Source organism: Occallatibacter sp. (assembly GCF_035317045.1).
In the GTDB taxonomy this organism is placed as follows: domain Bacteria; phylum Acidobacteriota; class Terriglobia; order Terriglobales; family Acidobacteriaceae; genus Telmatobacter.
Map to the genome: position 1 here is coordinate 86,560 of NZ_DATHHT010000019.1, position 23,030 is coordinate 109,589.

Consider the following 23,030-nt stretch of genomic DNA (forward strand, 5'->3'; position numbering starts at 1 on the left):
TTAGACCGAAGTTTCCCTCATCGTCTGCCACCCGCTTTCGGAGCTATACTTCCCGAATAGAGCGCAATTGCGCGGAGGTTTACTTTCATGTCGCCATCATCGCTGGAATCCCAGATCGCGGAACATCCCGACACCCAATCGGCTGAAATGCACGATCACGATAGCTTCGGAAAACTCGCCATGAGCAGCAGCGATTTTTCCGCTCTCGAAGAGCGTATTGCCCGGACCATCACGCTGGTCAAAAGCGAGCGCCAGGCCCGCGCCGCCGCCGAACAGCGAGCCGAGACTCTCGATGGTCAGCTCGGCGAGCAACTTGCCCTCGTCAAATCGCTGCAGGAAGAAGTGCGCGCCCTCAACGCCGAGCGCGACCAGGTGCGTCAGCGCGTCGAGCGCCTGCTTTCGCAACTCGACACTCTTGAAGTGTGAGGTCTTTCGATGGCCAAGGAAATCCAGCCAAACACTCCCGGCTACACCACGGTCAGCATCTACGACCAGAACTATCACCTGCGCGGCCAGGATCCCAACCACATCCGCCAGCTTGCGGACCTGGTCGACAGCAAGATGCGGGCCGTGGCGGCGCAGGGCCGCACCGTCGATTCGCTGCGCGTCGCCGTCCTGGCGGCGCTCAACCTGGCCGACGAGCTTTCGCAGACGACCGTGGTTGACTCCAATGAGGGCCGGATGCGCACAGCCCATTTGAGCCGCTTGCTGGATGAGGTCCTAGAAGACGACCGCAAGACCGGATAGCACTAGAGGATTCGCAAGCCATCAACGCCGTCGCTCGAACCTCGTCCCGGAGATCCGCCGGCTGCCGATAAATCTCCCGGATCTTCTCTCCCGGGTCTTCGCAGTGAGATGAAGCCGGCTCCCCTTGTGAACCACATTCCCGAAGGGGTTTCAAGTTACTAACACAAATGAGGTGATCCGCACAAGACTTGCAATTCCTCGCCAACATCCATACAGTCAGCAATAGAAACCGGCCTGCAAAGCAGGTGGGTAGTCAACGCTGGTTGAACCAACATTCATTGAACAGGGGCTCTTCTCGTACAAATTGGTTCTGTGTGCCGTGTCCGCCAGTCCGGAATGCCTAATGAACCACGGGGAGCTCCGCCGTCTTAGGACGGGTTCACCAGCGCATTGCCCACGGCCTAGCGGGTCGGGTTCTACTTCAGCGATCAAGTGCAGTAGCCGGAGACTTCAGGAGTTTTGCTGCACTGGCAGCATGAATGTGGCGCTTCGCGCTCCTCTTCCCGCACTCTGAACCGGTATCCTTGGTCAAGTGCATCCCGTTCTCTTTCACATCGGTTCGCTTGTCATTCCTTCGTATGGCGCTACGGCCGCCGCTGGAGTGTTGTTTGCCCTGATGCTCGCCATGCACGCGGCGCGCAGGCTCGGCACCGACCCCAACCGGATCTGGAGCCTCTGCATCCTCATGCTCTTCAGTGCACTGGTTGGTTCTCGTCTGTTGCTCGTGATCGCGAACTGGTCGGTGCTACGCCACCACCCGCTCTGGATGCTCAGCCTGGCGATGATTCATCATCCGCTTCTTGCTGTCATCGGATCGGTCATCGCGCTGGCCGTTGCCGCGGTCTATGCCCGTGTTTACCGTTTGCCGTTCCGCACTACCGCCGATGTTCTCGCTGCGCCTGTCGCTCTTGGCCTCGCCTTCGAACAAATCGGCGCGTTGCTCGCCGGCTCGGGTTATGGAACGGGCGCACAGGTCCCTTGGGCTGTCACCTACAACGACCCGCTTGCCGAGCGATGGAGCGATGCCCCACTAGGCATTCCCGTTCATCCGGTCCAGGCCTACGCCGCACTCGGCCTCTTCGCGATTGCAGGTGGCCTTCTCACTTGGTTGCCGCATCGCCGCCAGAATGGCGACATCGCCGGGCTCTTCCTGTCGGCCACCGGCATCGTTCTCTTCATTACCGAGTTCTGGCGCGACCCCTTTGGGCGCGGGTCACTCCTTGGAGGAGTGATCAAAGGTCCGCAGGTCGCCGGAATCGTTCTCGTTCTTGCCGGAGCATCCATGCTGTTTGAATCCAAGCCGCAACGCATTGCCGTCGCATCTGCCCCAGTCGAGCAGTTGCCTTCCCCACCGCTTGAAATCGAAAGACCATCTCATGACTGAGCCGCGTTCGATTGCCGTCCCACCCGAGGCCGCCGGCCAGCGCCTCGATCACTTCATCGCCACCCAACTCGAAGGCGTCAGCCGATCGCGTGTGCAACTGCTGCTCGATCAAGGCGACGTCCTGGTCAATGATGCGCAGGCCAAGGCTTCGTTCAAACTTCGCGGTGGCGAGCACATTCTCATCACCGGCGAACCCCATCCCGCACCTCTCAAAGCCACGCCGCAGGACATTCCACTCGACGTCGTCTTCGAAGACAAGCACTTCGCCGTCGTCAACAAGCCTGCCGGAATGATGGTCCATGCCGGCGCCGGCGAATCCGAGGACGCGCGCAACAGCAACACCCTCGTCAATGCGCTGCTCTTTCGATTCAAAGCACTTTCAGCGACCGGCGGTGACCTGCGACCCGGCATTGTGCACCGCCTCGACAAGGAGACCAGCGGTCTCATCATCGTCGCCAAAAACGATGCAGCCCATGGCGCGCTCGCCGAACTCTTCTCCTCCCGTCAAATCAGCAAGACCTACATCGCACTCGTGCATGGCGCAGTCGAGCGCCAGAAGGGAACTATCACGGCTGCAGTTAGTCGTGATCCGATGCGCCGCACCCGTATGACCACCCGCCCTGCAGACAACGCCCGCTCCGCCGTCTCTCACTATGAAGTCGTACGTCGCATCGAGACGCGCTTCGGCAAATTCACGCTTGTGCGTGTCCGCATCGAAACCGGACGCACCCACCAGATTCGCGTGCACATGGCGTCCATCGGGCATCCTGTGGTTGGCGATACAGTGTACGGTGCGTCGTCTCAACTCACTGACCAGGTGGCCGCACAAGCCGCTCCCTCCCGTTCCGCACGTCGTAACTCCCAGCCCGAGCGCCTCAGGCTCAATCGCAACTTCCTCCACGCCGCCCGACTCGCATTCACGCACCCCGTCACCGGCAAACCGCTTGAACTGGAGTCGCCGCTGCCCGGCGATCTCGAGAAGTTTCTTGCCAGCCTCGAATCGGGCCGTACAGACTCCGTCAATACCTCCGTAACGAGAACGAAGTCGGATGGTGGTGCGCCATTGATAAAATAAGGAGTGCTATGAGTAAAAGATTGTTCGGCCTGGTTCTCGCTGCTGCGATGTGCCTCCCCGCCCTGCAGGCCCAGCAGCCTGCGTCGCCCCCTGCGCAAACGCCTGCACCTCAACAACCTGCGCAGTCCCCAGCCGCACAAACCCCTGCCGGCCAACAGCCCGCCGCCGGCGCGCAGGACCAGAGCCAGGACGTCGGTCCGACTTTCAGGGTCAGCGTTAACGAAGTCAACCTCATCTTCACCGTGACCGACAAGCACGGCCACTACATTCCCAACCTGAAGCAGAGCGACTTCGCGTTGCTCGACGACCAGAAGGCCCCCGAGAAGGTCACTTCTTTCCGACAGCAGATCAACTTGCCCTTGCGCGTTGGCATCGTCATCGACGCCAGCACCTCCATCCGTTCGCGGTTCCAGTTTGAACAGCAGTCGGCGACGGAGTTTCTGTTGCAGATTTTGAAAGCCAAGAGCGACCGCGCGTTTGTCATGGGATTCGACGTGACACCGACGGTGACGGCCGACTGGACAAACAACATCGACGCACTCGAGACCGGCATCAACCGGCTGCGACCCGGGGGTGGCACCGCCATGTTCGACGCCGTCTATACAGCATGTCGTGACAAGCTCCTCGATGCGCGCGGACAGGAACCCGTCCGCCATGCCATGGTCCTCATCTCCGACGGCGATGATAACCAAAGCCGCGTCCATCCCGATGAAGCCATCAAGATGTGCCAGCGCGCCGAGACCATCATCTACGCCATCAGTACCAACTGGACTCCCAGCCGAGGCAAAGGCGACCAGATCCTCAACCAGATGGCTTCCGAAACGGGCGGCCTTACCTTCTTTCCGCCTTCGGTCGAGGAGATGTCGACGAGCTTTAAGAATATCGAAGAGGAACTGCGCAGCCAGTACGCGCTAACCTACACACCAGCGGACTTCAAGTCGAATGGAGCCTTTCGGCCCATCTACCTCTATTGCAACGACCGCAGGTACATCGCCCGCGCCAAGAAGGGCTATTTCGCCCCACGCGATTAGTAGCGCATGCAGACTCCCGCTGTCCCGTCTTGGCACTGAACGTTGAGCTTGATTCCGAATTCGAAATGGCCCGCGATTCTTCCTCTGCGCGCGAGCTTTATTTCACAGGAATACGATGAAATGAAAGCGGGGGAATCTCGATGATCCGCCAGGCCATTTCGTGCGACATCTGCGGAGCGGAAATGCTCAATGCCAACCACTGGTTCGTCGCGTACGATCGCGGACCGGAACTTCGCATCAGCGCGTGGAACCCGCGTAGCCGGCTTCGTGCGTCGGCCAGGCACCTCTGCGGCCATAAATGTCTGCACAAGCTGGTTGACGACTTTACAGCGCGGACCCTCAGCGCATGTGGGTCAATTTCTGTTGAAGCAGAGGATTCGATTCGGGCTTCCACCGTTCGTACGAAGACACTGACAGAGACGAAACTCACGTGTTTCACGACCCACACCCCGGCGGCACTCCCGATCATTGGCGCGGGTGCGGGAGACTTTGAGTCTTCGGCCAGACTCATTCTGCCGGTCGAGCAGAGAATCGCGCGGGCGGCTTCAGACCCCGCGACCTTAAGGGCCGAAGCCTGGAAGCGGGAACGAAAGCGACAGGCAGAACAAGCTGCGTCGTCGTGCCGATCCATCGCCTGACGCCCGATGATGGGCTGAGAGCAGGCAGCTTCGCTTTCCTCATCCTTCCAGCAGATTCAGCAACCCGGCCTCATCCAGCACCGGGACTTTGAGTTCAAGAGCCTTGTCGAGCTTCGACCCGGCCTCTTCACCGGCAACCACGTAGGTGGTCTTCTTGCTCACCGAACCGGAGACTTTGCCGCCCGCCGCCTCGATCCGAGCCTTGGCATCATCGCGCGTAAGACTCGGCAGTGTCCCCGTCAACACCAACGTCATACCGGCCAGCTGGGTCGTACGCTGTTTTTTCTCGGCGGTCATCTTCACGCCGGCAGCCTTTAAATGCGCAATCAACTCCCGATTTGCAGGACGCGCGAAGAAATCGGTGATCGCCTGCGAGATGCGCGGCCCAACCTCTTCCACTCGCTCCAGTTCTTCGGCGCTGGCGTTCATGATGGCATCCATCGATCCGAACTCCTGGGCGAGCAACTCGGCAGTGCGCTCGCCCACGAATCGAATACTCATCCCCATCAAAACTCGCGCGAGCCCCGCGTGCTTCGAATTTTCAATCTCCTTCAGAAGCCTCTTGATCTCAACCGGCCCGAACACGCGTTGCTGCTTCTTCACGCCATTGCGTTCAACTTCCTGTGTGAGTGCGGCCAGTTTCTCTTCGTTCAGCGAATAGAGGTCTGCAACGCTTTTGACAACTTTTTGCGTGGTCAGTTCGTAGACCGACGCTTCGCCCAGTCCCTCGATATTCATGACCCCACGGCTCGCCCAGTGCTCGACAGTTCCGTGCAGCAGGGCAGGGCAGTCTACATTCACGCAGCGATAGTCTGCTTCACCCTCCTCGCGCACCACGGCACTCCCGCACACGGGACAGTTCGTTGGAAATGTGAAACTCTTCTTTCCCCGCGGATGCTCAGCATCGTCCACGATAGCCGCGACCTTGGGAATGACATCGCCGCCGCGCTCCACCTTTACCCAGTCGCCGATCTTCAATCCCATGCGCTCGATCCAGTCGGCGTTGTGCAGCGTGGCGCGGCTGACGTTTGCCCCGCCAACAAACACCGAGTTCAGCATGGCCGTAGGCGTCAGCTTGCCGCTGCGACCTACCGTGATCATGATGTCGTACATCTGCGTAACGGCCTGCTCGGCCGAGAACTTGTAGGCGATGGCCCAGCGCGGGGCGCGACCCGTGTACCCCAGACGCTGCCGGGTCCCCTGCGCATTCACCTTGAACACCACGCCATCGATGTCATAGCCGAGGGTTGCTCTGCGCTTGCCGGTAGCCTCGATGAACCGCATCATCTCCTCGACCGTATGCATCCGCCCGCGATGTGGATTGACGCGAAATCCCAGCGCCGTCAGCGCATCCAGCGTCTGCTCTTGGCCCATCGCCGCATACTCACCTTGCGTTAGCAGAAAATATGCGTACACATCGAGCCGCCGCTGCGCCACCACACTGGAATCCTTGGTACGCAGTGTGCCTGCGGCTGCGTTGCGGGGATTCACCGCTGGCGGCAATCCCTCCGCCTCGCGGTCTTTGTTCATTTTCTCGAAGGCCTTCAGCGGCATTACCGTTTCGCCGCGCACTTCAAAGTCCGGAGGCACGCCCGCCTCCCTCAATCGTGCTGCCGAAATGCTCAGGGGCACGCTGCGAATAGTACGGACGTTCGTGGTGACGTCTTCCCCGATTTGCCCGTCTCCGCGCGTGAGCCCGCGCGCCAGCCGCGCACTGCCGCCTGGGGCGGCTTCGAAGTGCAACGCAAGGCTAAGCCCGTCGAGCTTCAATTCCGCGGTGTATTCCACTTGAAGATTCCCTGCGAGCTCGCGAACGCGCCGATCCCAGTCGCGCAGTTCTTCCTCGCTGTAGGCATTGTCGAGGCTTAGCATGGGCCGCGAGTGGCGCACCTTCTGAAAGCCTTCCGCCGGCTTGCCGCCCACGCGCTGGGTAGGCGAGTCCTGGGTCAGCAATTCCGGATGCTCCGTCTCCAGGCGCTTCAACTCGTTCATCAGCTTGTCGTATTCCGCGTCGCTGATCGCCGGCGCATCCATCACGTAGTAGAGGTGCTCATACCGCCGCAATTCCGTGCGCAACTCTTCGATGCGCTTCGCTGCCTGCCCGCCTTTGCTCGTCTCGCTCATCTGCAGGATTATAGGATGCCGCAGCCGACGTCTTCGACGGTCGAACCGCTAACTTGCGAACTCGCTATTTCCGCGCAGCGGAAAGCTAACCCGCTAAAACGCAAATCCACACAGCCATCCCGGCCCTGCGAACTCCGCTGACCGCGCGAAGCGCAACTAACGGCGCAACGCGCCCCCAACCCCGTTAACCAGCCTCCTCCGCTACCATGAAGTGCAGTACGACATGGAGCCCATCACACACTTCCTGACCGGCGCCTGCATCGGCCGCGCCGGGCTCAATCGAAGAACTGCCTATGCCACGCTGGCTGCCGTGCTGGCCGCCGAGGCCGCCGACCTCGATGTCTTCTGGGGATTCGCCGGCCCCGTCGAAGAGCTCAAGCATCATCGCGGCATCACGCATACGTTCATCGCTGTTCCGTTTGTGGCGGCCGCCGCGGTAGGAGCAACCTGGATCTACCACCAGCGGGTCAAACGGCGCCACGCCCGTCGAGAGGATTCCAGGGCGCCCCTCGAACCGGGAGCGCCGCCGCGTCCTCAACCGCAGCCGGTGCGCTGGCTCTGGGTTTACCTCGCCGCGCTGATTGCCGCTCTCAGCCACATCCTGCTCGACTGGACCAACAACTACGGCGTGCGCCCATTCTTCCCATTTAATCCGCGCTGGTATGCGGGCAGCTTCGTCTTCATCGCCGAACCGGTGCTGTGGATGCTGCTCTCGGCCGCGCTCATTGTCCCCGGCATCTTCGGCCTCGCCGAGCGCGAAATCTCTTCGAAGCGCACGCCCTTTCGCGGACGCGGCTGGGCCATCTTCGCGCTTTCGAGCATGTTTCTGCTGTGGTGCCTTCGCTACGCCGAGCACGCCCAGGCCGTCGGCCTCATCCTCAACAACCCCATAACCACCGATCCCGTGAACCGAATCGCGGCCGAGCCCTACCCATGGAATCCCTTTCGCTGGCACGTGATTGTCGAAACGCATAACTACTATCAGTTCGCCGAAGTGAACTCCCGCACCGATGATGTCGACAGCGACCCGCAGACCGACCAGTTCTTCAAGCCGCCGGACACTCCCGCCGTCGAGGCCGCCAAGCAAACCCAACTCGGCAAGGTCTACCTCGACTGGGGACGCTGGGCCGTGGTACAGGACATTGGCCAGGTCGAAGTGGTTGGGATCGATCCGCCTCGGCTGCCGCCCGGTCGCACGTGGACGACCGTGGAGTTCACCGATCTGCGTTTCGGGTACGATTTTCGAGGAAACGGGAACGCCCGTCCGCCCTCAGGCCTGGGCGGAGCAGTCTACATCCTCGACAACCGCGAAGACGCGGGCGAAGAAATGGGCGGCAAGGAACAGAAGTGACCTGGATCCGATGAGGAGTGTTGGCGCGCGCAAGTCGGGAAGTAGCCTAAGCCCTCTTCCGGCTGTGTGCCCGCGTGCTGTGACCCGGCTTGCGCGCATGACCACGATGCGTCGTCGCCGCTACCTGCCGTGTTGCTACAGCGTGCCCGCGCCGCCGATGTACAACTGCCGGCCGCAGCACTGCGCCCACGCGTTGCTCAGCCGCGGCGGGATCATCGCGATACGCCGGATCGAGCATGGCAATCACCGAGACCGCCCGCGAACGATACTTGTGCGCCCACTGGCTGCCCATTAGCGACTTCTGCACACTCAGCCAGTACTCGGGCGACTGATCGAGCGTGGCCGGCATCTCTTGCGAAGCCTCGACGAGCATGGCCGACTCCTCAGCCGCAGCCCGTGGTCCCGGGTTGATCATCCCCAGAAATTCATTGAAGTGCTGCAGGTTCACGCCCATCTGGTAGACAAGCTGCGCCATCGCCATCTGTTGCGGCCCCGACATCTGGTCAAAATTCCGGCAGTACGCGTGCGCGTTGTAGATCGCCTGAATCGCGCCGACGCGCACAAGCTGCAACGCTTCGTCATCCGAGATCTGCGCCGGCAGGCTGAAGAGCTGCCGCCGCCAGGTGCGCTTGCTCCAATCCCGCCTGCGTTGGTAGAAGACCTTCAGCAAGCCGTCAAGCCTCTCCGGATCAAACCCCGCAGCCTGCCAAAGCTCGGCTGACGAAGGCTCAAGAAAGGGGTGCGGATTCAGCAGATCGGGCTGCGGATGTTCGCGTGTAGGCAGATCGAGGCTGAACCCCGCACCAATCAGCGGCTGGCTCGTTCTAGGATCGGGATAGGCTGCGAGTACCCAGCCTTCATGGCGGTGATCGCGCAGGATATCGAGCAACTCGTTCAGGTCGAACTTGATATCCGTGTCCTTGAAACCTTCGATCATTTGCACGGCCGGGCTGGGGGTGGCTTCAGAATCAGGCTGCGAAACCGGTGGAACGGCGCTTAAGGCGGGCGTTACGGAAGAAGGCGAACCGGCATCCGCTCCCGGCGTACTCTGCGCCGATGACGAAATCCCCAAGGCGAGGGCCAGCGCGGCGATCATAAAGGTCTGCTGAAGCTTCACAGAAAAATTCCTTCCTCTAACAATGCTTTAAAATTTCGCCGCGCGCAACGCCTTGGGCGCCTGATCTGCGCAAAAGGTAATTAGCCTGTTCAACACCGTCGTCACCAGCTTGTTGCTCTAGCCGTGTTTCTCACCCCGTTTGCTCGTGCCGGATGAAAACTTTTATTCATCCCGCACCCCTTAGCGGTTGACCACCTGACGTTGACGCACGAGAATGGAGAAGTCGCGTTCCGAGCCGGTGCAGTCACCCGGTACTCCGCAATCTGAGGTTTCCATGGCCGCTTACCTGCTGCTGGTTCTTGCCGTTCTCACCCGTGTCGTGCCGCACCATGGCTGGCTGAACTTTACCGCCGTTGGAGGCGCCTTGCTTTATTTCGGCGCACGCCGCCCCTGGCGCGAGATGCTGGCTCCCCTTGCCGCGCTCATGGCCACCGATTACTGCCTTACCGTCTTTACCTATCACTACACCTTCGCCTGGACGGCTTACGTGACCACCTGGACCTGGTATCTCGCGGTGATGGTGCTCGGCTACATTCTGCTCAAGTCGAAGACCACGTGGCTGCGCTTTGGCGCCGCAGTGGTGCTCGGACCGACTTCGTTCTTTCTGATTTCGAATTACGCGGTGTGGGTAGGCGGCACTATGTATCCGCGCACGCTGGCGGGCCTGGCTACCTGCTACGCCGCGGCGGTTCCGTTCTATCGCAATGACATGCTTTCGACGACGATCGTCGCGGGCCTTGCGTTCGGTGTTCCTGTGCTCGTGCGGAAGATGCGCATGGAGCGCAGCGCTGGCGTAGTCGCAACTAGCTAGTCGAGCTGCAAATCCGATTCCAAAACCAGCCACCCACGCACCACAACAAGTGCTTGCTTCTTCGCGATTCTGAGATAGGGTGGCTCTTGGCCATGGGCCTATTACCTTACCGCAGCTCTCCCGTTCGCCGCTTGCGCATCCACCAAATCCCGAATCCGATAACGGCCAACCCCAACACCACCAGCAGTCCCGTCAGGGAATGGTGCTGCACGATCCCCAACGCGCCCGGCCCGAGCTTGATCACCAGAAGCGAAAGCACCAGCCAGCGCACCAGCCTGCCGGTAAAGACCGCCAGCATGAACGGGACTACCCGCATTTCGAATACCCCGGCGGCGAAGACGAAGGCCTTCCAGGGGGTGGGGGGGGGGAGGGCCGAGGGGATGGCCATGGCGAGGAACTCCTGCTTTTCGAAGCGCAGTTTCATGCGTTCGTAGCGCTCGCGGTTAACGCGCTTGAGGATGAACAGTTCGCCGCCGGCCCGGCCGAGGCCATACGGCAGTAGCCCGCCAATCGCTGAACCGAAGGCCGCCATCAAACAGTAGGCCCAGAAATGACCCTGATCCTTCCACACCCAGACGGCGATAAGCGCATCCATCGGGACGGGAATCGTGGAGGAATCGAGCAACGCCACCGCCCCGGCGCCCAGGATTCCCCACTTGATGAGCACGGGAAGGATTACCAGCGTCCATTTGAGCCAAACTGTCTGAAAAAAATGCTTCAAAAACGTCCCTTTCGACCTCTAAAACGTCCATTCAGAAAGATCAATTGTACGGTCCGGGGTTCTTCGCGTGCGTGATTGGCTGCGAACCCCGGGAGTGAGAGAATAGAAAAACAAGGACTCGAAGCAGAGCTGGCCCGGCGTACGCACCCGCGGCAGCCGCAGCCCGCATGCATGCCGACCAGTGAAGCAAAACACACCGCGCAAGAGCCCGACGAGCCCGTGGCAATCACCCCGAAAAGGGCCAGCACCGGTCCGCTGAATCTGGCTTTTCCGGCGTTAGATGTGCCGTATCAGCAAGATGGCGCGTCAGCCGACGAAGAATCCGCTGAGACCGACGAGGGCGGCCGGCGTGCGATCCGTCGCGGCGCGGCCACTTCGCGCTGGGTAGACTACGACACCCACGAACTGCTGCAGGTGATCAGCGAGCTCGAAGACGAGCGGCGCTGGGCGCGGCTGCGTGAAGGCATCTGGATCGCCGTGCTGATTCACATTTTGCTGCTCTCCGCAATCACATGGATTCCGCGCTATATCTTCCACGTCGCGCCCGTGATCGACCCATTTGACGCGATCAAGCAGCGCAAGGACCTGACTTATTTGGACTTGCCCCCGGACCTGATCAGGAAGCTGCAGCCCAAAGTGCAGGTAAAACCGGTGCCGGAGCAGCAGCAGCACGTGGACAAAAAGACCCTTGAGGCACTGAAAAAGCCCACCCCGCCGCCTCCCATAACCGAGCCTCCGCCGACAACGCCCACAGAGCAGCCGTCCTTGACGACCCCCACTCCAAAGGTCGAACCCGCTCCTCAACCTACTGAGACTCCTCGTCCGCAAGCTGTTCCAGCGAAGCCAAACTTTGCCATGGGCTCGTCGAACCCCGCGGACCAGTTGCAGCAGGCGATGCGCGGGGCGCGCTCCGGGCCAGGCGCCACCACAAATCCGGGCACCGGTGGAGCGCTGCCGATGCATCCGGGCGCGGGCTCGGGAGGCGTGCAGATTCTCTCAGACCAGCAGGGAGTCGACTTTAGTTCGTGGCTGCTGCGCTGGCATCGTGAGACGGAACGCACGTGGGACCCGCTGATTCCGGAAGAGGTGAATCCGCCGATTCTCAAGAAAGGGGCGGTAGTGATTCGCTTTAAAGTGCTGCCCAATGGGCGGCTCATGGACGGCAGCATGGTTCTGGAGGGTCGCTCTGGCGATACAGCCCTCGACCGCGCCGCCTGGGGCGCGCTGACCGGATCAAATTATCCGACTTTGCCGAGAGAATTCCACGGGCCATACCTGGAGTTGCGCGCTATTTTCCTGTACAACATGGAACCCGGGCACTAATTCGGGAAGGGCTGCAGCGGTCTTTTGCCCAAGGGCAGGTTTCGCAGTGTTCACACGGAAATGCCCCTGAAAAACCCTTTTGCTTCGCGCAAAAAAATCAGACTGCGACACACTTCAGTGCGAAAATTGCATCAAACTGAAGATAGGTGTCCCCCAGTCCATGACCGTGCGTTCTGCCCGAGAAACTGTGGATTCTCTTCGTGTCACGCTGCAAAAGCTTGAGCAGGATCCCGCGTCAGATGGGCGCGATGTCGCCGAGCTGAAACAGATTTTGCTGAACCGCATCGCCGAGCTCGAAGCGCTGCAGGCCTTGAACCCAACGGAAGAAGTTGAGCCCGCCCCTGCGCCCTCAGATCTGCCTTCGATTGCTGCCACCGCCGCAGAAGAGCCCGCGAGAGATGCCGCAAACGCGACTGGAATCGAAAAACTCAACTAAGACGCTCTTAAACAATGACTGCACAGCCTTTGCGTAACACTAGGCCGTCGCATCCATGGTTGGCTCTTCGGCGTCGATCTGCGCAGCATGGGGCGGATCGAGAGGGTGCGACCCATGGGGCAGTTCGATACCGTCCTGCATGAGCAGCGCCTCGTAAACGGGAATGGGACGCCAGTGCCGGGCCAGGACGAATGCGCTCATGTTGGCGATCATCAAGGGCAGCACCAGTCCGTAACCTCCCGTCATCTCGAACACAATCAGGATTGAAGTCATCGGCGCGCGAACGATTCCGGCAAACACAGCACCCATGCCAACCACCGCAAAGGCCCCAATCGCGTCCTTCGGATGGTGGAAGACGGTGACGTCGATATAGCCGACTGACCCTCCCAGCATTGCGCCCATAAAGAGCGAGGGCGCAAAGATGCCTCCTGAACCACCGCTCGAATAGGAGCTTATCGTGGCCGCGAGCTTCAGCACGCAGAACGCAACCATGAACATCAACGGCATCGTCCCTGTGAGAGCAAGTTCAAGGGTCTTATAGGGATCGCCGGCAATTCCATTGAGATGAAACAGGTAAAGCGCCAGGGCAGCCATCGCGCCTGTTGCGAGTCCACCGATAGCCGGGTGGATCCATTTAGGCACGGCCGTCCAGCGCTTGAAGAGTGCGCGGAGCTTTAACAGGCCGTCGGTGAACGTGATGGAAACAATGGCCGCGAGGATGCCCAGAAGCGCATACCAGATAAGCGACGATGCGGCGCCTAGCGTATAGCTGCGCGGCATATGGAAGACCGGGTTTGAACCGAGAATGGAATGTTCCACGACGGCCGCAAGTGCTGCCGCGACGATAACGCCGGAAAGCATGGTTTGATCGAGATCGCCGATCAGCTCTTCCAGTGTGAACGTTATGGCAGCGATGGGCGCGTTGAAGGCAGCGGCAATGCCTGCAGCCATGCCGACGGAGGTCATGCGGCGACAGTTCTGCGGACTGAGGCGAGCAGCGCGGGCCATCAGGCTGCTGACGCCTGCGCAGATTTGCACCGTTGGGCCTTCTAGGCCAAGCGAGGCGCCGGAGCCGATCTGGAACGCGCAGAGGACAAATTTGCCGACCGTCTCTCGCAGCGAGACGAGACCGGAACGAAGTGCAAAAGCCACCTTGACCTGGGGGATGCCTGAGCCGGCGGCGGCTGGTGCCCAGAAAGTAAGGCCAAGGCCAACAATCAGGCCACCCAAACCGGGCACCAGGATTGTCAGGAAAATCCACCAATAGCCCGGCGCATGATTGGCGGGATTTATGAGCAGCGCCTCAAGCCAGCCGATCGAGAGATGGAAGGCGACAGCTGCCAGTCCGCAGAGCCCGCCCGCAAGGATGGTGACGACGAGCAGACGCTGGCGTTCGTTGGCCATGCGTCGGGTGAACCAGGCCAGCGTGCGCGAAAAAAGACTTCGCAACCAGTTACCTTCACTCAATTCCCAGGGGACCTCGATGGGGAGACGTGCACTGTCCAGTATAGAAGCGCATGGGATGCGCGGAGTTCGCTGCGCTTCGCGATGAAGTCGTTGATTTTTTGAAAAGCCGAATTACGGTTTGGGTTCCGTCTGCTGCATGAGTTCCGCGAGATAGTTCTTCCAGACGGCGGCGGCTGTGTGCGTGCCATGTCCGCGCGTCTGATCGCTGATGGGGATAAGGATGAAGTGTGCGTGGGGCATGCGCTTCACCATCTTCTCAGCAATTCCGAGTTCGGGCGGATTGATGTAGTCGTCGGCGGAGTTGATCCAGAGAACAGGGTCGGTGATGGTCTCAAGGCGCGGACTGGGATCGTAATTGCGGCTGGCGTTGAGGTAATAGATCATGTCGTTCGCGTCCGGCGCAGGACGGGCAAGATAGCGATCGACATACTGCTCGGCAGCTTCGCGCGTTGGCGCCTGATTCTGCATGACGAGCGGAGCGGAACCCATCACAAGAATGATCGTGTCCGCGAGGCGCAGGCCTTCCGCCGGCTCCGTGATGTAGTCGCCGTTGTTCCAAGTGGGGTCCAGCTTGATTCCCTGGATGCCCATGTAGCGCATGATGCGATTGCGGCCGGCGATCTGCACGGGCAGGCAGGCAAAGGGCGCGAGAGCGTCAGAAAATCCAGGATAGGTTTCGCCCCACACAAACGTCTGCATGCAGCCCATGGATGTGCCAAGAATGAGCCGCAGATGATCTACCTTCATCTGGTCAAGCATCATGCGCTGACTGCGTACCATGTCGTCGTAGTCATACGCGGGAAAGTGCATGTGCATGCCGTCAGACGGCTTGGAGCTTTGGCCGTGGCCGATATCGTCGGGCAGAATGATGAAGTATTTCTGGATATCGAGCAGACCGCCGGGCACAAACAGAACATCGGAAAAGATCGGGTTGAGCAGCGAGTGCGCGTTGCCGCCAGTGCCGTGAAGCAACAGTATGGCATTGTCCACATGACCGTTGGCATTGCGATGCGGCGTGCCGAGCGTGAGGTAGTGCAGCTTGAGTTCGGGGAGTGTCTCGCCGGTTCCGAAGCGGAAGTTGGGCAGAGTAACGTTGCCCTCCTGCGCGGGCCAGTGGGAGGCGGGAGACGTTGGCGGGGAACTGGTTTGACAAAAGGCACAGGTGCAGGCGAGAAGCAAAGCGGCGAAAGCGATACCGGCCGCGAATGGACGCATCGATGACCTCCGTGGATACGGATTGAGCCTAGCGGCTGATGGCAGAGTTCGCAAGCAATCCGCTGAGACCGTCGTGAATTGCGGTCAGAGGTTTGTCTTTCCCGCGGTACCACAAGCGCGGTAAAATCCGGAGTGTCAGATATGTTCAACCGAGCCGCAGCCCGGATTTTATCGACGCCCTTGCTCAAGCGCTTTCGCCGTGGGCGCCCCGATCGTGGACGCAACTCTTCCCGCTGAGTAATCTATTCCCGTCAGTTTTTATCCCTCTGTGCCGCTCCGAGCACGCGGCGGGAATTGTCGCGGCGTAAATTCCGCAAATTGAATTCTCAAGCTCATCCGCCTCTCAGCGGATAGAAAGGTCCCCCTGATGAACAGCTTCATTAGCCGTGCCACTCTGAAATCCGGCAACAAGGCGTACACCATTTTCCGCCTGCCCGCATTGAGCGCGCGCGGATTCGACCTGGGCCGCCTGCCCTTCAGCCTGAAGATTCTGCTCGAAAACCTGCTGCGCCGCGAAGACGGTGTCAACGTGACTGCCGATGACATTGAATTCCTGGCCAAGTGGGAAGCCAAGGCAGAGCCGAGCCGCGAGATCGCCTATATGCCGGCGCGTGTGCTGATGCAGGACTTCACCGGCGTCCCGGCAATCGTCGACCTCGGCGCGATGCGCGATGCCATCAAGACGCTCGGCGGCGATCCGGAACGCGTCAATCCTCTGGTGCCCGCGGAACTCGTAATTGATCATTCGGTGCAGGTAGATGAATTCGGCACGCCGGGGGCGTATGAAGCGAACTCGCTGCTCGAGTTCCAGCGTAATCGTGAACGCTACGCCTTCCTGAAATGGGGTCAGACAGCATTTCGCAACTTCAGCGCCGTGCCGCCCGGCATGGGCATCTGCCACCAGGTCAATCTCGAATATCTGGCGCGCGTGGTCTTCACGACAGAGGTAAATGGCGAACTGCAAGCCTATCCCGACACGCTGGTGGGAACAGATTCGCACACCACGATGATCAATGGCCTCGGAGTACTGGGCTGGGGTGTGGGCGGAATCGAAGCCGAGGCGGCAATGCTCGGCCAGGCCGTAAGCATGCTGGTTCCGCAGGTGGTCGGCTTCAAGTTGACCGGCAAGTTGCGCGAGGGCGCGACGGCTACCGACCTGGTGCTGACCGTGACGCAGGCGTTGCGCAAACTCGGTGTCGTCGGCAAGTTCGTGGAGTTCTATGGACCCGGCATCGCCGCGCTGCCGTTGGCCGATCGCGCCACCATCAGCAACATGGCGCCGGAGTATGGCGCGACCTGCGGCATTTTCCCGGTGGATGCAGAGACGCTTCGCTACCTGAAACTCACCGGCCGCAGCGAGGAACAAATCGCTCTTGTCGAGGCTTACTACAAGGAACAGGGACTCTTCCACACAGAGAAGTCTCTGGAAGCCGAATACACGCAGACTCTAGAACTGGATCTTGCGGCCGTGGAACCGAGCGTTGCGGGACCGAAGCGACCTCAGGATCGCGTGCTGCTGAAAGATGCGGCGGAGAGCTTTGCAAAGCAATTGCCATCGCTGCTTGCACCGACCGCGAAGCCGCTGGGCGCGCGCACCGCCGCCATGTGGGAACCTGCCGCTGTCAATGACACCGCACTCGCTGTTGACGCTGAGGACAACGAGGGGCCTGCAACGTCTTCGGCGGTAGCACATGCCGCTCCGTCCAACAAAACATTCAAGACCGGACCAATCACGACAACTGTGAAAGAGCGCTTTAATGTCGATCCCGACAAATATCTCGATCACGGATCAGTAGTGATTGCGGCAATTACAAGCTGCACCAATACTTCGAATCCATCGGTGATGATGGCCGCAGGCATCCTTGCAAAAAAAGCTGTAGAGAAAGGGCTCACCGTTCCGCCGTGGGTCAAGACGTCGCTGGCGCCGGGATCACGTGTAGTCACCGACTACTACCAGAAATCGGGTCTGCTGCCGTATCTCGAGAAGCTGCGCTTCAACGTCGTCGGTTATGGATGCACCACCTGCATCGGCAACTCCGGCCCGCTGCCTGCGGATGTTTCGAAATCCATCGATGAGCACGGGCTGGTTGCGGTGAGCGTCCTCAGCGGCAATCGCAACTTTGAGGGTCGTGTAAATGTGGATGTGCGTGCAAACTACCTGATGAGCCCGCCGCTCGTGGTTGCTTATGCTCTCGCCGGTCGCATCGGGCACAACTTCGACACGGAGCCCCTCGGCAAGGACCAAGGCGGCAAGCCGGTCTACCTCAGGGACATCTGGCCCTCGCAGCAGGAAGTTGCCGCGGCCATTGAAAAAGGCGTGAGCAGCGAGGGATTCCGCAAGGAGTACGCGACGGTAAGCGATGGCGACGCAAGCTGGCAGGGACTTAGCTTCCCAACCGGCGACGTCTACAAGTGGGAGCCGGACTCCACCTACATTCGCCAGGCGCCGTACTTCGACGGCATGAAAAAGCAGCCCGAGCCGGTCACAGATATTCTCGGCGCGCGCGTGCTCGCCGTGCTGGGCGATTCGGTGACCACGGACCACATCTCACCGGCTGGATCCATCAAGGCCAACGGGCCGGCGGGGAAGTATCTTGCCGAGCACGGTGTGAAGCCGGCAGATTTCAACTCGTACGGTTCGCGCCGGGGCAACCACGAGGTGATGGTGCGCGGAACATTCGCCAATGTGCGTCTGCGCAACAAGCTTGCGCCGGGAACAGAAGGCGGTGTCACGCGGCTCTTGCCCGAAGGCGAGCAGATGTCGATCTTCGACGCCAGCGTTAAATACGCTGAGCGCAAGGTGCCTCTTGTCATCCTCGCCGGCAAGGAATACGGATCCGGCTCGTCGCGCGATTGGGCGGCGAAGGGGCCGAACCTGCTGGGTGTGCGCGCAGTGATCGCCGAGAGCTTCGAGCGTATTCACCGTTCGAACCTGGTGGGCATGGGCATTTTGCCGTTGCAGTTTGAAGAGGGGCAGAGCGTCGAATCGCTCGGTCTCACGGGCGAGGAGGTGTACGACTTTGCGGGATTCACCGGCATGCTGAAATCGAAGTTCGCAACCGGAAGCACGCTGAAGGTGAAGGCTAAGGCTGCGGACGGGAGCGTGAAGGAGCTCAATGCGAAGGTGCGGATCGATACGCCGCAGGAGATCGAGTATTACGAGCACGGCGGGATTCTGCTCTACGTGCTGCGGCAGTTAGCAACGAAGTAACTGGAACCTAGGGTGCCCCATCCATTCGACAGATTTTGGTCGAATGGGTGGGAAAGCACGAACCCCTCAAAGCCAAAACGGCGCTGTTACGGATTTGAAATCTTTGGCGGATTCGGCGAGGGGTACTGGCGGACCGGTTGCGACTTGCGGCGTCTTGCCTTCGGCTGATCCGCGCGCGAGGCCACATCACGTGCCGGTTCATCTTCATGCGGGGCGAAGAAGCGGACGCCTTCCTGGTTGTGCTCGCCCAGAACGTGCAGGCGCAGGAAGTTGGTTGAGCCGGACTTGGTGCGTGTGCCGGCGACGATCGCAATCACCTCGCGATTGCGCACATAGCCATGCTGCTCCAGCAGGCTTTCGGCCACGTCGACCAGCGCTTCGGTCGAGTTGACCTTGGGGCACCGAATCGGAGTTGTGCCCCACAGCAGATTGAGGCGGTTGATCGTGATGTCGACAGGGCTGAGCGCGAAGATCGGCGCGGTGGGGTGGTACTTCGAGAGTTGACGCGCCGTCGCGCCAGACTCGGTGAAGAGCGCGATGCCGCGCAAATCGAGATCATCGGCCGCGTGTGCGGTGGCTTCGCAGATGGTCTCGGCGATGGAGAGATGCGTCTGGCGAAGCAGCGGCTCGTTCAGGTGATCTTCCCTGATGTGGCGCTCCGCTTCGCTCACGATGCGGCCCATCATGGCGACAGCTTCGATGGGATACTTGCCAACCGCCGATTCGCCGGAAAGCATGACGGCGTCGGTGCCGTCGTAGACGGCGTTGGCCACGTCGGAAACTTCGGCGCGCGTGGGCCGCGGATTTTCGATCATCGATTCCAGCATCTGCGTCGCGGTGATCACCGGCTTGAAGTACTCGGATGCGCGGCGGATGATGTGCTTCTGAATCGCGGGAACCTTTTCCGGGGGAACCTCGACGCCGAGATCGCCGCGAGCCACCATGATGCCATCAGCGGCCTGCAGAATGCTGTCGAGATGCTCGATGGCCTGCGGCTTTTCGAGCTTGGCGATGATCCAGGTTTCGCTTCCGTATGCAGAGACGCGATTGCGCACCAGGCGAACGTCTTCCGCGGTCCGGACAAAGGAGACAGCAATGGCATCCACGCCATTCTTTAGAGCGAACTCGAGGTCCAGAGAATCTTTTTCAGTGAGCGAGGGGACACGCACAGGAATACCCGGCAGGTTGATGCCCTTGTTTTCGCCGAGCATGCCGCCGTTGATAACTTCGCAAACCACATCGGCGCCAATGACCTCGTGAACACGGAGTTCAATCAACCCGTCAGACAGCAGAATATGCGAGCCCTGCTCCACATTTTCGGCCAGTGTTTTGAAGGTCGTTCCGATCAGCGAGGCGGTGCCGGGAACATCGCGCGGGGTGATGGTAAGCCGTTGACCCGCTTTGAGTAGTACGGCCTGGTGATCCTTGAGCTTGGAGGTGCGAATCTTGGGACCTTGCAGGTCGCCGAGGATGCAAAGCGGCTTGCGCTCTTCGCGGCTGACTTTGCGAATCATCTGGATGAGCGCAAGTTTTTCTTCATGAGTGCCGTGCGAGAAGTTCAGACGCACAACATCAATTCCTGCACGGACGAGATCGCGAAAAACCGGCTCGGTGTTCGACGCGGGACCGAGGGTGGCAACGATCTTGGCACGGCGCTGGACAGGATTGGCGTTCTGGTTCGTATCGGCGAACGGCATGGTATGACTCCAAAAAAATTAGGTAAGAGGAACAGGGGAAATAGGAGTGCGGTTCCCTTCATTATACAAAGTCAGCTGTTCTCAGAATCCTGCGGGCAATTGCGCAGACGCGGCGGCATTTCACTCGGTGCGAAGCATCAACGACCGCATCTGAGCGATGACTGTGTTCCGCTAAAGGCGTTTGTTGCGCTCGCGGAAGAGAACACCGTTGAGTTCGGCGCCAAGCAAGGCGCTGAATGACGTGATGTAGAGCCAGACAAGGGTCGCAATGCCAGCGCCGAATGACCCGTAAAAGATGGTGTAGTCGGCGATGCGAGTGACATACCAGCCGAAGGCAAGCGTTGCCGGAAACCAGACTGCGCTGGCGGCGACGGCGCCGGGCATGACGTGCAGCCAGTGCTCCCGGCGCCGGGTTCCGAAGTGGTAAAGCGTGCCAAGCACCGTGAGACTGGTGATGAAGGCGAGTGTCCAGCGCGCCAGCCGCCAGAAAAATAGAACGACGTGGCGCAGATCGTGTCCGGTTTTGAAGACCATCCAGAGTTCAATTGCACGGCCAAATACCAGCAGAAGTGTGGCCAGCGCGAGTGGAACGAGCACAATGAGAACGAGAAACAGCGCCCTGAGACGTCGCTCCCAGAAGTCCCATTCGCTTCGCGGAAGGCGATATGCGCGCCGAAACCCCTCCATCAAGGTCAGCATCAGGCCCAGCCCCGCAAAAATGCTGAGCGTGATGCCCGAGACGATGAGGCGCCCGGGGTGCGGATTGCGTTCCTGCATCGAGGAGAGCAGTACGCGTACGGTATCCGCCGGAAGAATCTGCCCTGAGACCCAGCGGATCTCGCCCACGACCGTCGGGCCTTCGGGTACCTTGGCCACCAGCGCGGTGAGAACGATGAATGCCGGAAAGAACATCAACATACCGGAATATGCGGCGGCCTTGGCGGTATTGAGCACATCGTGCTCGATAGCCAGGAAGACTGCCTTCCGGAAATGGCGAAGAATCGGGCGCATCAGAGTCCCTTCAAAGAGTAGAGCATTTCACGTTTCCCTGCGACGGGTGCAAATCGTCCGGTTCTTGGCAAGATAACGGCAAGCGAAAGCAATACCTGACTGGTCCGGCTCAAACGGTTTATCATTTTCCGGACATGACGAAGTTGAGCGCTACCGCGGTTGAATTTGTTCTTGTGCTGCTCGCCGCTCTCGGCGCAATTCCCGCGCCCGGTCAGGATCGCGCCACCCCCAATCCTCAATTGGCGTCAAAGGAAATCAATTCCCGCGTGGAATCCCTGCTGAAGCAGATGACGCTCGAAGAGAAGATCGGGCAGACGGTGCAATACGCGGCAGGATTCGCGACCGGTCCATCGGCCTCGAAACTGACGTACGACGAACTTGTGACCAAGGGCCAGTTGGGGTCGATGCTCAACGTGGTGGGAGCCGAGAACACCAACCGCTATCAACACATTGCAATGGAGAAGTCGCGGCTGCACATTCCCATTCTCTTCGGACTCGACGTCATTCACGGACATCACACCACGTTCCCGGTGCCACTGGCGATAGCGGCAAGCTGGGATCCGGAGGCGGCGGAAACGGTGACGCGCGTCGCCGCGGAGGAGGCGCGTGCCGATGGCATTGCCTGGGTCTTCTCGCCGATGGTGGACATCGCGCGCGATCCTCGCTGGGGACGGATCATCGAATCGAACGGCGAAGATCCTTATTTGAGTTCGGCGCTCGCGCGCGCATGGGTGAAGGGATACCAGCAGGGCGATCTGTCGAAACCAGACTCAGTGGCGGCTTGCGTGAAACACTTTGCCGCATACGGCGCGGCCATAGCCGGTCGCGATTACAACGCAGTCGACTTGAGCGAACTTACGCTGCGCCAGGTGTACTTGAAGCCGTATCAGGCGGCGGTCGACGCGGGTGTGGCGACGGTGATGACGTCGTTCAATTCAATTAACGGCGTTCCTGCGACGGCTAATCCATTCACCCTCACCCAGGTCCTGCGCAAGGAGTGGCGTTTCGATGGTCTCGTAGTGTCGGACTGGGGTGCGGTCGGGGAACTGAAGAATCATGCCATCGGCGACGGACCCACGGTGGCGCGCAAGGCCCTCGAAGCCGGCACGGACATGGATATGGAGGGCAATCTCTATGGCACGGTGATCGCCGCGCAGGTCCGGGCCGGCAAGATTCCTGAGAGCGCGGTGGATGAGGCGGTGCGGCGGATTTTGCGCGTGAAGTTTGCGCTTGGCTTGTTCGATCATCCGTACACCGAAGTAGGTCCGGCGTACGCGCCGACTGCGCAGAAGCGGCAGATCGCTCGCAAGGTGGCCGACGAGACGATGGTGCTGCTGAAGAACGATCCGGTGGAAGGCGTGGGGGCTCTGCTGCCGCTGACGGCGAAGGCGAAGACCGTTGCGTTGATCGGGCCGATGGCCGATGACGCTCTCGATTTGCTCGGCGCGTGGACGGTGGCCGGAAACAAAAAAGATGTCATCACGCTGAAGTCGGCTCTGAGTCAGCGGCTGGGAGACAGGCTGCTGTATGCGCCGGGTTGCGGACTGCTTTCAGGAGAAGACGAGAATGTTCTGAACAGCGTGACGTTCACGGGCTCGGCGTCGAGTGTCAACCAGCCATTACCGGATGACAGCAAGGCCATCGCCGAGGCCGTGGAAACGGCGCGCAAGG

At 60.3% G+C, this 23,030-nt stretch carries 19 protein-coding genes and 1 other RNA gene; 13 read left to right on the forward strand and 7 right to left on the reverse strand.

The window, feature by feature from the left end:
• Positions 1-87 precede the first annotated feature (87 nt).
• From VK574_RS08840 to VK574_RS08870, 7 genes are all read left to right on the forward strand, one after another.
• Entirely contained in the window at positions 88-426 is a 339-nt protein-coding gene (locus VK574_RS08840) for a hypothetical protein (protein WP_472799476.1), read from the forward strand.
• Positions 427-435: 9 nt separating this feature from the next.
• A complete protein-coding gene (locus VK574_RS08845) occupies positions 436-747 on the forward strand; it encodes a cell division protein ZapA (protein WP_472799477.1) in 312 nt (103 codons plus the stop codon).
• Positions 748-975: 228 nt separating this feature from the next.
• A non-coding RNA gene (gene ssrS / locus VK574_RS08850) (6S RNA) lies at positions 976-1,162 on the forward strand.
• A 117-nt stretch (positions 1,163-1,279) separates the two neighbouring features.
• On the forward strand, positions 1,280-2,131 hold the full coding sequence (locus VK574_RS08855; protein WP_472799478.1) for a prolipoprotein diacylglyceryl transferase: 852 nt from the start codon (positions 1,280-1,282) through the stop codon (positions 2,129-2,131).
• Positions 2,124-3,206, forward strand: coding sequence for an RluA family pseudouridine synthase (locus VK574_RS08860; protein ID WP_472799479.1), 1,083 nt, complete (start codon positions 2,124-2,126; stop codon positions 3,204-3,206). The genes VK574_RS08855 and VK574_RS08860 overlap by 8 nt, the downstream gene beginning before the upstream one ends.
• 8 nt (positions 3,207-3,214) lie before the next feature.
• Positions 3,215-4,237, forward strand: a complete 1,023-nt coding sequence (locus tag VK574_RS08865) for a VWA domain-containing protein (RefSeq protein WP_472799480.1) — start codon at positions 3,215-3,217, stop codon at positions 4,235-4,237.
• 140 nt (positions 4,238-4,377) lie between these two features.
• Complete coding sequence (locus VK574_RS08870) at positions 4,378-4,875, forward strand: hypothetical protein (protein WP_472799481.1); 498 nt, start codon at positions 4,378-4,380, stop codon at positions 4,873-4,875.
• Between the two features lie 39 nt (positions 4,876-4,914).
• Here the strand turns inward: VK574_RS08870 and ligA are convergent, their stop codons facing one another.
• Entirely contained in the window at positions 4,915-6,999 is a 2,085-nt protein-coding gene (gene ligA / locus VK574_RS08875) for an NAD-dependent DNA ligase LigA (RefSeq protein WP_472799482.1), read from the reverse strand.
• Between the two features lie 223 nt (positions 7,000-7,222).
• Between ligA and VK574_RS08880 the strand changes: the two genes are divergently transcribed.
• Positions 7,223-8,350 (forward strand): metal-dependent hydrolase, encoded by a 1,128-nt coding sequence (locus VK574_RS08880; RefSeq protein ID WP_472799483.1) that lies wholly within the window; start codon positions 7,223-7,225, stop codon positions 8,348-8,350.
• A gap of 46 nt (positions 8,351-8,396) precedes the next feature.
• On the opposite strand, the gene VK574_RS08885 is transcribed toward VK574_RS08880, so the two are convergent.
• Positions 8,397-9,467 (reverse strand): hypothetical protein, encoded by a 1,071-nt coding sequence (locus VK574_RS08885; protein WP_472799484.1) that lies wholly within the window; start codon positions 9,465-9,467, stop codon positions 8,397-8,399.
• 274 nt (positions 9,468-9,741) lie between these two features.
• Between VK574_RS08885 and VK574_RS08890 the strand changes: the two genes are divergently transcribed.
• Positions 9,742-10,278 (forward strand): DUF6580 family putative transport protein, encoded by a 537-nt coding sequence (locus VK574_RS08890; protein WP_472799485.1) that lies wholly within the window; start codon positions 9,742-9,744, stop codon positions 10,276-10,278.
• 106 nt (positions 10,279-10,384) lie between these two features.
• Here the strand turns inward: VK574_RS08890 and VK574_RS08895 are convergent, their stop codons facing one another.
• A complete protein-coding gene (locus VK574_RS08895) occupies positions 10,385-10,999 on the reverse strand; it encodes a YqaA family protein (RefSeq protein ID WP_472799486.1) in 615 nt (204 codons plus the stop codon).
• Positions 11,000-11,170: 171 nt separating this feature from the next.
• Here VK574_RS08895 and VK574_RS08900 point away from each other — a divergent pair, with 171 nt between their 5' ends.
• Both VK574_RS08900 and VK574_RS08905 read left to right on the forward strand, forming a co-directional pair.
• A complete protein-coding gene (locus VK574_RS08900; protein WP_472799487.1) occupies positions 11,171-12,322 on the forward strand; it encodes an energy transducer TonB in 1,152 nt (383 codons plus the stop codon).
• Positions 12,323-12,509: 187 nt separating this feature from the next.
• Positions 12,510-12,758: a hypothetical protein gene (locus tag VK574_RS08905; RefSeq protein WP_472799488.1), complete on the forward strand. Its 249-nt coding sequence runs from the start codon at positions 12,510-12,512 to the stop codon at positions 12,756-12,758.
• A gap of 39 nt (positions 12,759-12,797) precedes the next feature.
• Here VK574_RS08905 and VK574_RS08910 read toward each other — a convergent pair whose 3' ends face one another.
• Positions 12,798-14,207: a chloride channel protein gene (locus VK574_RS08910; protein ID WP_472799489.1), complete on the reverse strand. Its 1,410-nt coding sequence runs from the start codon at positions 14,205-14,207 to the stop codon at positions 12,798-12,800.
• 129 nt (positions 14,208-14,336) lie between these two features.
• Positions 14,337-15,440, reverse strand: a complete 1,104-nt coding sequence (locus tag VK574_RS08915; RefSeq protein ID WP_472799490.1) for an alpha/beta fold hydrolase — start codon at positions 15,438-15,440, stop codon at positions 14,337-14,339.
• Positions 15,441-15,807: 367 nt separating this feature from the next.
• Between VK574_RS08915 and acnA the strand changes: the two genes are divergently transcribed.
• Positions 15,808-18,651 (forward strand): aconitate hydratase AcnA, encoded by a 2,844-nt coding sequence (gene acnA / locus VK574_RS08920; protein ID WP_472799491.1) that lies wholly within the window; start codon positions 15,808-15,810, stop codon positions 18,649-18,651.
• 86 nt (positions 18,652-18,737) lie between these two features.
• Here acnA and pyk read toward each other — a convergent pair whose 3' ends face one another.
• Together pyk and VK574_RS08930 are read right to left on the reverse strand one after the other, a co-directional pair.
• The gene (gene pyk / locus VK574_RS08925; RefSeq protein ID WP_472799492.1) at positions 18,738-20,348 is read right to left on the reverse strand and encodes a pyruvate kinase; all 1,611 of its coding nucleotides are present in this window, start codon (positions 20,346-20,348) and stop codon (positions 18,738-18,740) included.
• Positions 20,349-20,519: 171 nt separating this feature from the next.
• A complete protein-coding gene (locus VK574_RS08930) occupies positions 20,520-21,359 on the reverse strand; it encodes a YihY/virulence factor BrkB family protein (RefSeq protein WP_472799493.1) in 840 nt (279 codons plus the stop codon).
• 134 nt (positions 21,360-21,493) lie between these two features.
• Here VK574_RS08930 and VK574_RS08935 point away from each other — a divergent pair.
• On the forward strand, positions 21,494-23,030 hold a 1,537-nt coding region (locus VK574_RS08935; protein WP_472799494.1), incomplete at its 3' end, for a glycoside hydrolase family 3 N-terminal domain-containing protein.